The 14,542-nt window shown below is 60.3% G+C and carries 14 protein-coding genes and 4 pseudogenes; 15 read left to right on the top strand and 3 right to left on the bottom strand.

Features of this window, described 5'->3' with window-relative positions; genetic code table 11:
* Window positions 1–44 precede the first annotated feature (44 nt).
* Window positions 45–2,414, top strand: coding sequence for an arylsulfatase (locus tag HHL26_RS22175; RefSeq protein ID WP_346765619.1), 2,370 nt, complete (start codon window positions 45–47; stop codon window positions 2,412–2,414).
* Window positions 2,415–2,498: 84 nt separating this feature from the next.
* On the opposite strand, the gene HHL26_RS22170 is transcribed toward HHL26_RS22175, so the two are convergent.
* Complete coding sequence (locus HHL26_RS22170) at window positions 2,499–3,425, bottom strand: formylglycine-generating enzyme family protein (RefSeq protein ID WP_169576755.1); 927 nt, start codon at window positions 3,423–3,425, stop codon at window positions 2,499–2,501.
* Between the two features lie 311 nt (window positions 3,426–3,736).
* Here HHL26_RS22170 and HHL26_RS22165 point away from each other — a divergent pair.
* Both HHL26_RS22165 and HHL26_RS24380 read left to right on the top strand, forming a co-directional pair.
* Window positions 3,737–3,885, top strand: a pseudogene (locus tag HHL26_RS22165) (transposase); the annotation flags it as partial.
* Between the two features lie 80 nt (window positions 3,886–3,965).
* A pseudogene (locus HHL26_RS24380) lies at window positions 3,966–4,315 on the top strand (integrase); the annotation flags it as partial.
* 98 nt (window positions 4,316–4,413) lie between these two features.
* On the opposite strand, the gene HHL26_RS24555 reads toward HHL26_RS24380, so the two are convergent.
* Window positions 4,414–4,755 (bottom strand): LysR family transcriptional regulator, encoded by a 342-nt coding sequence (locus HHL26_RS24555; protein WP_277349439.1) that lies wholly within the window; start codon window positions 4,753–4,755, stop codon window positions 4,414–4,416.
* A 73-nt stretch (window positions 4,756–4,828) separates the two neighbouring features.
* Between HHL26_RS24555 and HHL26_RS22150 the strand changes: the two genes are divergently transcribed.
* From HHL26_RS22150 to HHL26_RS24640, 12 genes and pseudogenes are all read left to right on the top strand, one after another.
* A complete protein-coding gene (locus tag HHL26_RS22150) occupies window positions 4,829–5,449 on the top strand; it encodes a LysE family transporter (protein ID WP_169576732.1) in 621 nt (206 codons plus the stop codon).
* 212 nt (window positions 5,450–5,661) lie between these two features.
* Window positions 5,662–5,982 (top strand): multidrug efflux SMR transporter, encoded by a 321-nt coding sequence (locus tag HHL26_RS22145; protein WP_169576731.1) that lies wholly within the window; start codon window positions 5,662–5,664, stop codon window positions 5,980–5,982.
* Window position 5,983: 1 nt separating this feature from the next.
* Window positions 5,984–6,601 carry a LysE family translocator gene (locus HHL26_RS22140; protein WP_169576730.1) on the top strand — a complete coding sequence of 206 codons (618 nt, stop codon included), beginning with the start codon at window positions 5,984–5,986 and terminating at the stop codon, window positions 6,599–6,601.
* Between the two features lie 18 nt (window positions 6,602–6,619).
* Window positions 6,620–7,522 carry a dihydrodipicolinate synthase family protein gene (locus HHL26_RS22135; RefSeq protein ID WP_169576729.1) on the top strand — a complete coding sequence of 301 codons (903 nt, stop codon included), beginning with the start codon at window positions 6,620–6,622 and terminating at the stop codon, window positions 7,520–7,522.
* Between the two features lie 417 nt (window positions 7,523–7,939).
* Window positions 7,940–8,542, top strand: a pseudogene (locus tag HHL26_RS22130) (integrase); the annotation flags it as partial.
* Between the two features lie 485 nt (window positions 8,543–9,027).
* Window positions 9,028–9,579, top strand: a complete 552-nt coding sequence (locus HHL26_RS22125) for a hypothetical protein (RefSeq protein WP_082749231.1) — start codon at window positions 9,028–9,030, stop codon at window positions 9,577–9,579.
* A gap of 419 nt (window positions 9,580–9,998) precedes the next feature.
* On the top strand, window positions 9,999–10,328 hold the full coding sequence (locus tag HHL26_RS22120) for a hypothetical protein (RefSeq protein ID WP_240962551.1): 330 nt from the start codon (window positions 9,999–10,001) through the stop codon (window positions 10,326–10,328).
* A 71-nt stretch (window positions 10,329–10,399) separates the two neighbouring features.
* Window positions 10,400–10,792, top strand: coding sequence for a transposase (locus tag HHL26_RS22115; protein WP_169576728.1), 393 nt, complete (start codon window positions 10,400–10,402; stop codon window positions 10,790–10,792).
* Entirely contained in the window at window positions 10,789–11,145 is a 357-nt protein-coding gene (tnpB, locus tag HHL26_RS22110; protein WP_346765618.1) for an IS66 family insertion sequence element accessory protein TnpB, read from the top strand. Before HHL26_RS22115 ends, tnpB begins: the two co-directional genes overlap by 4 nt.
* Before the next feature lie 130 nt (window positions 11,146–11,275).
* The gene (locus tag HHL26_RS22105) at window positions 11,276–12,808 is read left to right on the top strand and encodes an IS66 family transposase (protein WP_169576727.1); all 1,533 of its coding nucleotides are present in this window, start codon (window positions 11,276–11,278) and stop codon (window positions 12,806–12,808) included.
* A complete protein-coding gene (locus HHL26_RS22100; RefSeq protein WP_346765617.1) occupies window positions 12,805–13,398 on the top strand; it encodes a plasmid pRiA4b ORF-3 family protein in 594 nt (197 codons plus the stop codon). The genes HHL26_RS22105 and HHL26_RS22100 overlap by 4 nt, the downstream gene beginning before the upstream one ends.
* Window positions 13,399–13,434: 36 nt before the next feature.
* Window positions 13,435–13,635 (top strand): annotated as a pseudogene (locus HHL26_RS24640) (hypothetical protein); the annotation flags it as partial.
* An 82-nt stretch (window positions 13,636–13,717) separates the two neighbouring features.
* Here the strand turns inward: HHL26_RS24640 and HHL26_RS22090 are convergent.
* Window positions 13,718–14,542, bottom strand: an 825-nt coding sequence (locus HHL26_RS22090) for a transposase (RefSeq protein WP_169576726.1), incomplete at its 5' end; no start/stop codon positions are given.

Here is a 14,542-nt window from a genome sequence, read left to right as displayed (position 1 = left end):
GGTTGATCGCTGAGCAGATTTTCAGATGGAATTAGAAGAGGCCGATGACGATGACAGGCAAAGCAGGCAAAAAGCGGGCGGTTCCTCAACTTGGGCGGCTGCTTACCAGTGGCGCACCCCTCCTTCTGGTCATGAAGGCCTCCTGCCTGACAGCCCAACCCGTCGCGTCGCCTGTTCCTATTCAGCCGGTCCATGCACCGGATTTCAAGGGCAAGATTTCAATCTACGCCAAGGATAGCGTGGCCGATTGGCCGGTGCCGACCAAGGCGCCGGCGAACGCCCCTAATGTCGTCATTTGGGTGCTGGACGATGTCGGCTTTGGTCAGATCGGCGCATTGGGCGGACTGGCGAATACGCCGAACATTGACAGGGTGGCTGGGCGCGGACTGATCTACAACAATTTTCACGCGACTTCGCTCTGTTCGCCGACACGCGCCGCCCTGCTGACAGGACGCAACCATCATGCCGTCCATATAGGATCGCATGCGGCGGCGCCTGCCGGTTTCCCCGGTTATGACGACATCATTCCCAAGAGCGCCGCCACCACCGCGAAGGTTCTGAGCGGCCAGGGCTATAGCACCATGGCGATCGGCAAATGGGACCACACGCCGGCGCAGTTCACCAGTACCGCTGGGCCTTTCGACCTCTGGCCGCTCGGACAGGGCTTTGATCATTTTTACGGTTTCATGGGCGCCGACAGCGACCATTTCGAACCCAATCTGTGGCAGGATAACAGCCTCATCCCCACGCGGCCTCACGCCAAGGACTATTATCTGACGACCGATCTGGCGGACCAGGCGATCAACTTCATCACCGGCACCAAATCCTCGGCGCCCGACAAGCCTTTCTATCTCTACTGGGCCACGGGAGCGGTGCACGGACCGCACCAGTCGACCACCTCATGGCGGGAGATGTATAAAGGCAAGTTCGATATGGGCTGGGATGTCGCCCGAGAACAGATATTCGCACGGCAGAAACGGCTCGGGGTCGTCCCGCGCGACGCCAGGCTGCCTCCGCGTAGTTACAAAATCCCCGCTTGGTCCAGCCTGAGCGCGGATCAGAAGAAGATGTACGCGCGCCAGATGGAGGCGTTCGCCGCGCAATTGTCGCAGGCGGATCATGAATTCGGCCGTATGCTCGATGCGCTCGAACGCACCGGACAGCTCGACAATACGCTGATCTTCATCGTCTCCGACAATGGCGCCAGCGCAGAGGGTGGGTTGGAAGGCCTTTATCGGGAGATGCGCTTCGCCAACGGACAGCCCACGACCCTGGTGGACAATCTCGAATATTATGACCGATGGGGTGGCCCTGCCACGACGCCGCATTATCACGCCGGCTGGGCCATGGCGGGCAATACGCCGTTCCGCTATTTCAAGCAGTCCTCACATGAAGGCGGCGCCCGCGTGCCCATGATCCTGTCCTGGCCCAAAGCCATCAAGGGGCGTGGGGTCCGATCCCAATATGGCCATGTCGTCGATATCTCGCCGACCATTTTTGAGGCGGCAGGGATCACACCGCCGGTGCAGGTCGATGGCGTTAGCCAGCAGAAAATCGACGGCGTGGCGTTGAATTACAGCTTCGTCGATCCAAAGGCGCCGGAACGACACAAAATCCAATATTATGAGTTGTGGGGCAATCGCGGCATCTATGCCCATGGCTGGAAGGCCGTGGTCGAACATCGTGCCACGCCTTGGGATTTCCAGCATAACACGCCTTTCAAGGACGACGTCTGGCATCTGTATGGCCCCAACGACTTCACGGAGGTCAAGGATGTTGCGGCGACAAACCCGGCCAAGCTGGAGGAACTAAAGGCGCTCTGGCACCGCGAGGCGCTGGCCAACAACGTCTATCCTCTGGATGATAACCCGAGTCGGGGCCGGCTCAACAACGAGCGCCTGTGGAAAGGGACCACTAACTTTACTTACTATGGGCCCGGCGCGCATGGCATGTCCGACCAAGCCTTCGCGCCGTTGAAGGGCAATAGTCATAGGATCGACGCCGTAGTTGACATGAAGCAAGGAGGCCAGGGTGTGATAATGGCAGTCGGCGGATCCGAAGCGGGCTTTAGTCTGTATCTGAAGAATGGAAAGCTGAACTACGATGTGAACGGTCTGTCGGCGGACATTTATCACATTGAATCGCCGCAGGTGGTTTCGCCCGGCAAATCCACGCTGTCCGTCGAGTTTCGCAGCACTGACCGCGGCTCCGGTACCGCGCATCTCTATATTAATAACCACGAAGTCGCATCAGGAAACATTCCCGTAACGGCGATTTCCGCCTATTCCGCGGGCGCCGAGACGGCAGATGTGGGGCGCGACAACGGGAGTCCAGTGAGTAATCGCTATGCCGCCCCCTATGAGTTAAACAATGCTACAATTGAACGCGTTGACATTCGATTGATAGACAACTGACAAGGCGGAAAAACGGTGGGCACTTAATTTCTGGCTCGTCTTATAATATTGCTCTGAGGCGCGAGAGAAAATTGGTGTAACCCTTCACAAGGCTGAGCTGGGTCGCACCACGCAGCGAAAGCCAACATGGCAGGTCGACGTGTCGATCGGCTGCGCATAACGGGCCGCCGGGCGATAGCGCTGGCAGTAATTTTCCGCACACAGATGCGATCCACCTTTCAGCACCTTGCGGCCGATCGCGATATCTGGTGTGCACGGGTCGTAGCTCTCCTGCTCTTTCCCGCCGCGCGGGTTGCGGGGGATGCAGCAGTCACTAGCGCTCGCCCCCTTTTTCGCTGCATCCGCATACCAATCCTGCGTCCATTCCCACACATTGCCGATCATGTCGGACAGGCCATAGCCATTGACCGGATAGGCGCCGACCGGCGAAGTGCGCTCCCACCCATCGGCCAGCGTGTTTTCGACCGGGAAGGCACCCTGCCAGTAATTGGCGAGCATCGCGCCGCCGGGTGCCAGTTCGCTACCCCAGGCATAGGCCGCCCCGTCGACGCCGCCCCGCGCGGCATATTCCCATTCCGCTTCGGTCGGCAGCGCCTTGCCCAACCAGTCAGCATAGGCGAGGGCATCGGCATAGGCAATGTGGATGACTGGATGATCCTCCAGCCCGTCAAGGCTGCTGCCCGGGCCCAGCGGGTGACGCCAGTCCGCACCAAAACAGAAGGACCACCAATAGCGGTAATCGCGCATGTCCGGCACATGACTGGGTCGACTGAACAGAAGTGATCCCGCCTTCGCCATCTCCGGGGGCATGCCGGGATAGTCGTTCGGGTCAGGCGCGATCTCCGCCAGCGTGCGATGGCCGGTGGCCGCCACAAAGGCTGCGAACTGCCTGTTGGTGACGGGAGTGGCGTCGATCAGGAAATCGTCGACCCGCACCTGTCGCACCGGGGCTTCCTCAGGGTAGAAGCCCTCCTCCCCCATTGAGAAGCGACCGCCGGGAATGGCGATCATGCCTGCCGGTTGCATGTCTCCATCAATCAGGAGATATGAATCGCCCAAAGCCTGTACCTTCATTCATTTCATTAATCTGATGTGCTTCCCAAACTCCCTTCACTCGCAAGTGGAGTCTGGGATATTAATGGTGCCCATCTTCGCGATGTTGGTCAAGCCGCCTTGTCGTATCGCCGTGCCTTAGGCGGCAATCATTTCCGTGACGCGATCCGTGTGAAAGGCGGCATTTCCCGGATCGTTGCCACCGGCATGTGGGGCCGCGACGAACAGGAATCCTGCGCAAGCTCCATGAATGGAGCGGTGTGTTTGGGGTGGCCGTGATCCAGGAAGCGTGGATAGGCGGCGTCAGCACGCGCCGCGTCGACGAACTGGCCCAGGTCATGGGCATGACCGGCATGTCCAAGTCGCCGGTTTCCAAGCTGCGCAAGACATCGACGAGCGCGTGAACGCCGGCCTGAAGGGGCCGAGCGTCGTGCTTGGAAGCGGCCATTCACATATGGCCACGGAGCTGACCGGGAGGGCCGGGCCGTCCGCTTTAGGTTGGGCAAATCGCGGTCGCGGTCAGCTGCGCAAGAACGGCACGCTTGGAATGCCAGCCGTAAGGTTGGCGCGAAACGTGCGTTTAAGCCTCGACAGGTTTGCGCAGTTCGCTTCTATCTCGATCGGACCAGACGCATACGCGATCGAGCGTTGTTCGATCTTGCAATCGACAGCACGCTGCGGGCTGTTATCTGGTCTGCAACCGAGCCATTCGCACCCCTGCGATGGTCGTGCAGCAGAAGATCGGCCGACCCGTCCAATTCAAGTTGATGGATGACGCCCACGCTAGCCTGTTAGCATGGCTGGAGCGACGAGGAGGTGCAATCGAAGACTATGTTTTCCCAAGCCGGGGGCGTCACATAAAACGGGCACAGATATACGCTAAGCCTTTTGGGGCACGGTAGCGCCGATCTTTTGGCGCAGCGGCCGTAGCGTGCCGGTCGTTAAGTCATGATCCGTCCAAAGGTAATCGCCGGTCAGATTGATGTGTTGCCAGCCCAGCGGTGACAGATGTTGGAGAAATTCGGCCGGGATCTGCGAACGACAAAGCCGGGGCCAGATCGGCCTCAAGCAGTTGCACCATATCGACATGCGCGCACAGCTTACGCCCGAGTTCGGTTGGGAGGCACGGTTGCCCCCGCACAATTACGATGCTGCCGAGCCGCTCTTCCAGAGCGCGAATTCGTTGGGAAACAGCTGAAGGTGTAACGCCCAGTCGTTCAGCCGCGCGTTCGAAGCTCCCTTCCCGGACAACGCTGGCGACGGCGGCGAGAGCAGGATAGTCGAGCATGATTTAGAGATACTTCATCGGATGTAGAAGAACAAGTTTCCCTGCATCGATGATGGAAGGCATAAGCTGGTCCATGACCAACGTTTTGCCCACTTTCATTACCGGCTTTGCAATGTCGGCCGCATTGATCATGGCGATCGGTGCCCAGAACCTTTTCGTCCTGCGGCAGGGACTGAAGCGTGAGCACGTTGGGCCGATTGTGCTGTTCTGCGGCTGCGCCGATGCGATCCTCATCGCCGCCGGTGTCGGAGGTGTGGGGGCGCTTCTCGGCGCGATGCCCCAGTTGACATTGGTCCTCACACTTGGCGGCGCCGCGTTCCTTGCGTGGTACGGTCTCAAGGCATTCCAGCGAATGATGACGCCTGAAGCTATGGCGGTCTCGGCACAAGGAAAGTTCAGCTTGGGCAGCGCACTGGGGGCAACAGCCGCGTTCACGTTCCTCAATCCGCACGTCTATCTTGATACTGTGCTGCTGATGGGGGCAGCGGGATCTGCTCATGCACCCACCTTGCGTCCTGTCTTCGTCGCCGGTGCTGCAACGGCAAGCCTCACCTGGTTTGCAGCGCTTGGATACGGAGCACGCATCCTGATCCCACTTTTCGCCCGTCCCGTGGCCTGGAAGGTCCTCGATGCCATCGTGGGCGTCGTCATGTTGACCCTGGCTGCATCGTTGATTGGAAGGATTGTCTTATGACCCACCTGACCAAGAACCGCGCCATACTAGGGCCTTTGCCGCGTGCGCATTCAGGCATCACTACGGCCGACAACCTCACGCCGTGGCCCGTAGTATCGGTCTGGCAATGGCTGCTCGCAATATCAGAGGTTGCGGTGAAGCACGGTTACGCGTCTCCGTGGGAGGAGGCAGATCGGTGCTTGGTGATGGATGCAACGGGAAAACGATAGGCAATGGCTTGGATCATACTTGGGATCGCAGTGATCACCGAGATCGCATGGGCGCTCAGCATGAAATGGGCGACAACGCAGGGAAGTTGGACGTCGGCGTCAGTCCCCATCATCCTGAACTTCGTCAACATGGGCCTGCTGGCTTTCGCCATGCGGACACTTCCGGCAGGCACGGCCTATGCGGTATGGACTGGCCTCGGCGCGGCAGGCGTCGCTGTCATGGGCGTGATCCTGTTCGGAGAGCGATTAAATCCGGTGCAGATAGGCTTCATTTCTCTCGTCATAGTCGGCGTCGTCGGCACCAAGTTCTTTGCGACCGCGTGATATGTGGAATGACCTGTTCCTTGTGTATGGAGCCTATGCCCTTACCGCAGGAAGCCCTGGTTCCAGCACCATGGGCATCATGGGGATCGCGATGCAGCAGGGACGTAAGCCTGCAGCGGCGATGGCCGCCGGGGTTGTGACAATGTCGTTTTTGTGGGGCCTGATCGCCGTCACTGGTCTTGCAGCTCTAGTCGTTCGCTACGCGCAGGCACTCGCGATCCTCAAGCTAGCTGCTGGCCTTTACCTGCTGTGGCTTGCGTTCAAATCCGCCCGTTCAGCCATGCAAAAGGATGAGGTGTCGTTGGCAGGCTCCGCTCCAGAGGCAAATCTGGGTGCCATGTACCGGCGCGGCGTGCTCATGCATGTTGGAAATCCGAAGGCAATCCTCTCGTGGGTCGCCTTGATGTCTCTGGGCGTTGGAGCACATGCTTCTACAGAACGCCTAGCCTTGGCCTTTGGCGGCTGCGTGGTCCTCGGAGTAACGATCTTCTTTGGCTATGCCGTGCTGTTTTCGACGATACCGATGATAAGAGGCTATGCCAGAGCGCTACGCTGGATAGATGGGACGCTCAGTATTGTTTTCGCTGGCGCCGGTGCGCGCCTCGTCTTCGGCCGGTAATACATTGGGTTATCAGATATGACAGTTTTCAAGGGCCTCTCCGCATTCCCGCCCACTCCCGCAGATGAAAGTGGCATTGTCGATACGGATGCACTGGGCGTTCTTGTCGATCGCCTCGCTAATGCAGGCGTCGATTCAGTGAGTGTTCTGGGTAGCACGGGGGCCTACGCCTATCTTGACCGGGATCAGCGCAATCGTGCCGTCGCAGCCGCAGTGGAAGCAGCAGCTGGCCGTGTGCCAGTGGTGGTGGGTATCGGCGCGTTGCGAACAAGCTGGTCCTGCGAACTTGCCGTTGCCGCTCAGAGCGCAGGGGCCAGCGGGCTTCTGCTCGCGCCGATGTCCTACACGCAGCTGTCTGCCAGAGAAGTCGGGCATCATTTCAAGGCGGTGGCGGCTTCGACCGGTTTGCCGCTATGCATCTACAACAACCCGGGCACGACGAATTTCGTGTTCTCGCATGACCTGATCGTCGAACTTGCTAACGTTCCGGGCATCGCTGCGGTGAAAATGCCGCCGCTCGATGGCCAAGACTATACGGCCGAAATCGAGGAGCTTCGCGCCCGCGTGCCGGAGGATTTCAAAATTGGTTATAGCGGTGACTGGTGTGCGGCACCGGCGTTCCTCGCGTGCGCCGATGCCTGGCACAGCGTCGTTGCCGGCGTGCTGCCGGAGCCAGCAATTTGCCTCACGCAGGCTGCGCTTGCCGGCGATGCTGAGGAAACTGCGCGGCTGCAGGCGCTTTGCGCACCCATGTGGGCGCTCTTTGAAAAGTACGGCAGCCTGCGCACTATCTATGGGATCGCAGAAATCCTCGGGCTGACTGTCGGGACCGCCCCGCTGCCAGTGCAAGGCTACGTTGGCCTGGATCAGTTGGATAAGCTACCGGCTGCGATCGACAGCATGGTCTCGGCTGCCAAGTGAGATTCCGGCATTACAACGTCCATGGGATGATGGTCACCTCTTAGCTGAAACCGTTCATCGGCAATGCGCCCCATTCAAGCCATTCCCGAAGGGACTGCGGATGTCCAAAACCTGCCCGGTTGGATTTGATGCCTGGACGCGCGCGATGCACGCATTGTGCCGGACAGCAGGGACTGCTCCCGATGACTGGCACAGTATTACTCAGAAAGAATGCCGCATGCAAAAGGCGACGCTTCGTCCGCGCAGAGGTGACTGGTCCTTCACGAAGGACGTGTGCGCAAAGGCCAGTTCATTGAGCAGATTGGTGCCGCGAACATAGAATTCAACGGACTTGTAATCCGCAGTGTACGAAAAACAGGTGTTTTCCGACGCCCTCAGGCCTTAGCGTATATCTGTGCCCGTTTTATGTGACGCCCCCATATTGAAGAGGCGATCGATCCCGAGGCGCGGCTGCTGCAGATCCTGCGTAGCAAGGGTGATCAGGACGGGGAGGGGGCCACCGCCTACCTCAGCCCGCGCACCGTTCGGGCGATCGCGGCCTGGACCGAGGCGGCCGAGATAGTGGCCGGGCCGCTGTTCCGGCGGGTACAGGTGCGGCGTTACAAGGCGCGCGCCGCCGTGCGCGGTCGGCCGATCGACAGCATCTCGGGCCGAGAGACCTGGGATTTGCGCAAGACGCTCTCCAAGCCCGCAGTGAGGGCGCGGGTCGAATATGACGTCGGCAACGTCGCGCTGCACCCGGGGTCGATCGGGACGATCTTTCGGTCGATGATCCAGCGGGCGTTCGATCGCGGAGCACTCCCTGATCTCACGGCCGAGGATCTGGCGCGGCTGCTGGAGGGAATCAGCGCCCATTCGACGCGGATCGGGCTTAATCAGGATCTGTTCGCCAGCGGCGAGGATCTTGCCGGCATCATGGACGCGTTACTATGGAAGTCGCCCCGTATGCCGCTCGCCTACAATCGCAACCTCGCGGCGGAGCAGGGAGCGGCAGGGCGCCTCATGGCGAAGATCGAGTAGAGGCCGTGCTCATCGACTATGACTCCCCTGTCTCCTGGCCGCTCGAGGTCACAACCTTTCTCGAGGCAAATCGCGCTGTCTTGGACGATCGGCTCACCGATCCCTCCGTCGTCGAGGCGGCAATACCAATCGCCGATTTCACGGATAATCTGGGATTAGAAATCCATGTCGCGGCCCAGCACTGTGCGTGGCGCGCCAAGCGGCCCTATGTTGGTGTGGCGCATGACCGCTCAAGCCTTTGGCCGCCTCGAGCGTTCGGAGAATCGTAAGCTTCAACGATGCGGACGTCGCCGATCTCACCGGATACCAGGACTATTGCGACCCGCTAACACTTGGCTGAGCTGAGCCGTCAGGATTCAATTCTTCCTGATATATTCGTCAGTGACACTTTACCAGTCTGGACTGGTAAAGTGTCACTGACGAAAAATGTGAGAGCGCGAATCGAGAGGGATTCACATTGTCGCCCGCGCTGCTAGATTCGCTCTATGTTCCACCAGCCAGATCTTTTCGATGCTATCGAGCCATCGCACAGCGAGCATGGCCAAGACTCACTCGACCTGCCGGCCGTTATCGAGCGGATTGCAGGGATATCTCCGCGTCCGCGATACACCTTCATGGTGCTCAACCTTATCGCACAAGCGGCTGGAAGTAATAGCGGCAGCGCGGGGCCATATGTAACCAATGGAGGTCAGCGTACGTTGCTGCGCGACTGGTTGTGTGACTCGCTGGTTCCGATGGCGCAGAGAGACCCGCGCCGGCGCGCAATCGTTGCAGAAGTGCGGTCTTCGTTGGCATCACGCAACATGCTCCCTGCTGATCCAACTGAGGCCGATCGGATCGTCGAACGTGAAGTGAGAACGCGCGTTCGCCGTTCAGGACGAACCAATGTCAGTCGCGCGGTCTCGGATCTCGTCCGGGCAGGCCTCCTTCGGCGCCATTATCAGGGCTACCGGGTTGATCACCACAATCGCGGCGCTCAACGCGAGGCAGTATACACCATTACTGAGGCAGCGGCGCTGGCGCTGCGTGCAATTTGAAAGCGACCGTATGTCGATCGGAAGATTGCGGGAAATTGTTCAAATAGCTGTCCCCCGCCTGTTTGCTCAGATCCACGGAGGGCGCATCGCATGTGAAAGCGAAGCCACGCTGCAGCTCCACTTGGGCAGGATCATCGCGACCGTAGCGGACTTGGCGATCGTCGCCCCGCGAGAGACGTTTGCGATTGAGCTCGAAAAACCCCTGACGGGCGGCCGGACTAAACGCGGACGAATGGACATCTGGTTCAAGCTCACGTCCGACACTGACGTGGAGTGGCGGTGCGCGATAGAGCTAAAATTTTTCAAGCGGGCTAACCAGCGCGAGCCGAACAACCGATACGACGTATTCAAGGATATCGCTCGCCTCGAACAATGCTCGGACACCGGCGACCGGAAAATCCGGACGACCTGGGGGGACGGTGCAGGCCGCCATTACGGGAATGCTGCCCGGGCCGTTTGGCTATGCGGAGCGGTGGGACGATAAAAACGACACCTATCTGGGTCTGGCGATCGAGCGCGCCGCCAACGCCGCCGTTGTGATCGATAGCGATAGTGTCATCATCAAGCCTGACGTGGCCGAAGCGCATCGTCCGGGGCCGGTGCAGCCTGGCCCGCCCCCCGTTGCAGGTGCTCCCGGCAGTCCAGAAGGTGTGCCACCGGCCGCTGGTCCTGCGGATGGAACGCCGGATACCCCGGCACCGGAGCATAAGCCGACCCGGTTTTTCGGGACCGTCATGATATCGGCGTAAGCGCCGACGGAAGGCGGCCTTGTCGGTGGTGCCGGAATAGGAAAGCTCGCGACCTTTAAGGAGGCGTGAGCATGGACATCGAGCAGTCAAACGATCCTCGTATGAGCGGTCGCGGTGATGGCGGAGTGCTTGTACGGGTGGAGCGGCGTCGGAACTGGAGCGACGAGGAGAAGCTGGCGATCCTGAAGGAGACGACGGTGCCGGGGGCGATCGTCTCGGCCGTGGCTCGGCGGCACAGCGTTGGAACAGGTCAGCTTTATACCTGGCGCAAGCAACTGCTCCGCGGAGCGATGGCAGGCTTCGTGCCTGTCGAACTGGCATCGTCGTCGCCGTCGGCCAAAGCTCGAGAAGCTGGGCGGATCGAGGTTCGAGGGCGGTGCGGCCTGACGGTGTTGGTTGATGGCGAGGTTGATCGGGCGGCCCTGAAACAGGTGCTCGATATCCTGCGGGAGCTGGATCATTGAGCCTGACTTTCCCGCCTTCGACGAAAATCTATCTGTCGTTGGCGCCGTGCGACATGCGCAAGGGGTTTGACGGGCTGTCGGCGCAAGTGCGCAATATTCTCCAGCTCGATCCATTCTCGGGGGCGGTCTTCCTGTTCCGCGGCAAGCGGGGCGACAGGTTGAAGGCCCTGGTCTGGGACGGCTCAGGGCTATGCATGTATGCAAAGCGTCTCGAGCGTGGAAAGTTCGTGTGGCCCCGTGTTCATGAGGGCGCGCTTCGCCTGTCGGCGGCCCAGCTTGCTATGCTCATCGAAGGGCTGAACTGGAAGCAGGCGATAATCCATGATGAGGTGGTCACGCCGAGGCTCGCATAGCCAAAAAGATCAGGAAAACCGCCATTTTCTGTAGGTTTTACCGTGGGCTTCGGCTATTATCGGCGGCATGCGGTTCGCCCTTGATCGCCTTCCCACAGATCCAGTCCTCCTGCAGAAAATGCTGCTGGAGATGGCCGATGCCATGGAACAGGAACGGGCCGAACGGAGGGCCGCGGAAGCCACGGTCAAAGCCCAGACCTTGCGGATCGAAAAGCTCGAGCATCGTGTCGCGCGGCTGCTGCGCGTCCAGTTCGGCCGCAGCTCCGAGAAAATGGATATCGCTCAGCTGCGGTTGATGTTCGAGGAGGTCGAGGCACCGGAACCCGCCAACGATGAGGTGCCGGCGCCGCCGGTAGCAAAATCGGCCCGCAAACCTGGCAGCCGCGTTCCGCTTCCGGCGCACTTCCCGCGTCAGACCGTCGATCATCAGCCCAGCCCATGCAGTGGCGGTTGTAACGGACCGTCAGTCCAGATCGACGAGGCCGTCACTGAGGTCCTCGATTATGTCCCGGCGCGCTTCCGCGTCATCCGCCATGTCCGGCCCAGGCTGGTGTGCCGGTCCTGCGAGCAGATCCGCCAGGCGCCCGCTGTCGATCTGCCGCTGCCCAAGGTGATGGCGAGCAGCGCCTTGCTGGCCAATCTCGTCGTCAGCCGCTTTGTCGATCATCAGCCATGGCATCGGCAGTCGGTGATCTTCCGCCGGGTGGGGCTGCACATCGATCGGGATGTGATGAGCCGCTGGGCCCGGAAACTGGCATGGCTGCTGGCGCCACTGGGAGAGCGGCTGTTCGCCTATATCCGGGAAGCCGCCAAGATCCATGGTGACGACACGCCGGTCACGCTGCTGGGCAATGGCGATGGCAGCCGGACCGGGCACTTCTGGGTATATCTGCGTGATGACCGATCCAGCGGCGACATGAGCCCGCCCGCCGTGGCCTTCCGCTTCAGCGCTGATCGTGGTGGAGCGCATCCGGCGGAACATCTGGCCGATTATCAGGGCTATCTACAGGCAGACGGCTTTGCCGGATACAATGCGCTTTACCGTGACCCCAAAACCAAGGCGCCCAGGGACATCGTCGAAGTGGGATGTTGGAGTCACAGTCGCAGGAAATTTACCGACATACTGGAGAAGAGCCCGTCACCGATCGCGGCGGAGGCGGTCGTGCGGATCGCCGAACTCTTCGCCATCGAGCGCGATATCAAGGGTGCGCCACCCGATGAGCGGAGACGCATCCGCCAGATCAAGGCGGTGCCGAAGCTGGAGGCTTTGCGCGTCTGGCTCGAAACACAGAACCGTGGCCTGTCTTCCGACAGCAATCTGGCGCGTGCGTGTCGCTATCCGCTCAACCGCTGGCACGCCATGATCCGCTACTGCGACGACGGTCGGCTCGAGATCAGCAACAATCTGGTGGAAAACGCCCTGCGCGGTGTCGCGCTCGGGCGTCGGAACTGGATGTTCGTCGGCTCCATGAAGGGTGGAGAGGCCGCGGCGCTCTTCTACTCCCTGGCCGGCACATGCCGGCTCAACGGCGTCGAGCCTGAGGCGTGGTTTACGGACGTCATCGAGCGCATCGGCAACCACCCGATCAATCGGATCGATGACTTCCTGCCATGGAAATGGCAGGCATCAAAGCTGACCAACGATCTGGAGAAGGCTGCGTGAACAACGGCACTGTGGTGCGGATGAAGATTACGCTGGACGATGTCACACCGGCCGTCAGCCGAACGCTGGAGGTGCCGCTCAATATCCGGCTCGACCGTCTGCACACCGTCATCCAGACCGCCTTCTCGTGGACGGACTCTCACCTGTGGGAAATGAGCTTCGGGCAGACCGGCTTCGGCATCCCCGATCCTGAATATGGCTTCGACGGGCCACTCGACGCCCGTAAGGCCACTCTCGCCCAGGTCCTGGCGGATACGAGGCGCAAGACCTTCCGATATCTCTACGACTTTGGCGATGCCTGGGACCACAGCGTCAAGATCGAGCGCGTCAGCCCGGCCAGCCCGCACCTGACATATCCGCTCATCCTCGATGCAGTAGGCATGCGCCCGCCAGAGGACTGTGGCGGGCCATGGGGTTATGCCGAAAAGCTCGAAGCGCTCGCCGACCCCCAGCATGAATATCATGAAGAGGCGCTCGAGACCCTCGGCGACGACCATGATCCCAATGCCCAGCCCGATATCCCCCTGATCGAGGCAAGGCTGGAAGCGCTCGCGAAAAAATGGGCGCCGCGGACACGCCGAAAAGCCTGACAGGCCGCGTCAACGCCACCTTCCGTCGGCGCTTACATATCGGCCGATCGGCCAGCACGAGAAATTCACCAGATCGTTGAGGCGATCGTGGAGCAACTCACGACGATCCCGGGTAGCGAAGTGACGCTCAAGTTAGAGATCGACGCCGAAGTGCCGTCGGGACTCGATCGAGCAAAGGTCCGAACTCTGATCGAGAACGCAAACACGTTGGGGTTCATCGAGAAGGATGTCCGGTAGCGGTCGATTGGCATCTCTCGGAATCCTCATTGTCGCGTTCGCCTTGGCTGCGTCGTCGAGATCGGCAATCACCGTACACGACTCATCGGGAATGGAGCGGAATGAGTAGCCGTATGGGAGCGGCGTCGCTCCATGCGGAGGCGGCTTTGGGTTGATCGTTGATAATCCATTGCCTGAGGCTGTCGAAGCCGAGCCGGAACCATGATTTTTGGCGTCGCCCATGGGTTTTGCGCGGGATGGCTTTCATGCCCATGACGCGGGTGGCGCATCGATATGCCCAGATTATAGCGAGGGTGACGACGACGAGCAGACAGTCGAGCTTGCGTGGGTTTTTGATGCGGGTGTCTTCCAGGTTGAGACCGCGGGTTTTGGCGTCACCGAAGAGGCATTCGATGCCCCAGCGCCTGCGGTAGAGATTGAGAGCCTGCCTTGCCTCCGGCTGGTTGGTCGCGACGATCAAAACCTGCTTGTCGGCCAAGCGTTTTGCGGCGATCCGCAGTGGCTGGCTGGTGGCGCCTGTCGTTCCATTGAGCCGCCCTTCCCATATTGCCGTTCCGCCCACCCGCTTTCGCCGCAAGAGCGTGCGGAACGACCATGTTGTGCCGTTAGCCAGGTTGAGGGTCATGTCTTCCTTCAGGCGGATCGCAAAGGGAATATTGTTTTCATTGAGGAAATCCATCCACTGTGCGCCGATGAACTCGCGGTCGGCGAGCAGCAGTTCGATTGAAGCAGCGGGAAACAGGGCCAGATAGCGCTGCATCAAGGCAATGCGCTGATCGGTGCCGATTCCGATGAAGCCGCCCCTCGTTTCCGAGATGATTGCGCCCCTTTGTTCCGAGATGATGTCGCCCCCGGAGACAGGGCCGTGCTGGCTACGTCTGTTGTTGTTTCGTTCGCGGCGGTCGTC

Source organism: Sphingobium sp. TB-6 (assembly GCF_012927365.1).
GTDB lineage: Bacteria > Pseudomonadota > Alphaproteobacteria > Sphingomonadales > Sphingomonadaceae > Sphingobium.
The sequence above is the reverse complement of the archived record's forward strand: the minus strand, read 5'-3'. Positions and strand labels throughout refer to the sequence as shown.

Coding starts and splice junctions, on each gene's coding strand:
- HHL26_RS22135 (WP_169576729.1), top strand. CDS start 6,620: ATGACAGTTTTCAAGGGCCTCTCCGCATTCCCGCCCACTCCCGCAGAT.
- HHL26_RS22170 (WP_169576755.1), bottom strand. CDS start 3,425: ATGATCGCCATTCCCGGCGGTCGCTTCTCAATGGGGGAGGAGGGCTTC.
- HHL26_RS22115 (WP_169576728.1), top strand. CDS start 10,400: ATGGACATCGAGCAGTCAAACGATCCTCGTATGAGCGGTCGCGGTGAT.
- HHL26_RS22145 (WP_169576731.1), top strand. CDS start 5,662: ATGGCTTGGATCATACTTGGGATCGCAGTGATCACCGAGATCGCATGG.
- HHL26_RS24555 (WP_277349439.1), bottom strand. CDS start 4,755: ATGCTCGACTATCCTGCTCTCGCCGCCGTCGCCAGCGTTGTCCGGGAA.
- HHL26_RS22105 (WP_169576727.1), top strand. CDS start 11,276: ATGGCCGATGCCATGGAACAGGAACGGGCCGAACGGAGGGCCGCGGAA.
- HHL26_RS22125 (WP_082749231.1), top strand. CDS start 9,028: ATGTTCCACCAGCCAGATCTTTTCGATGCTATCGAGCCATCGCACAGC.
- HHL26_RS22175 (WP_346765619.1), top strand. CDS start 45: ATGACGATGACAGGCAAAGCAGGCAAAAAGCGGGCGGTTCCTCAACTT.
- HHL26_RS22150 (WP_169576732.1), top strand. CDS start 4,829: ATGACCAACGTTTTGCCCACTTTCATTACCGGCTTTGCAATGTCGGCC.
- HHL26_RS22140 (WP_169576730.1), top strand. CDS start 5,984: ATGTGGAATGACCTGTTCCTTGTGTATGGAGCCTATGCCCTTACCGCA.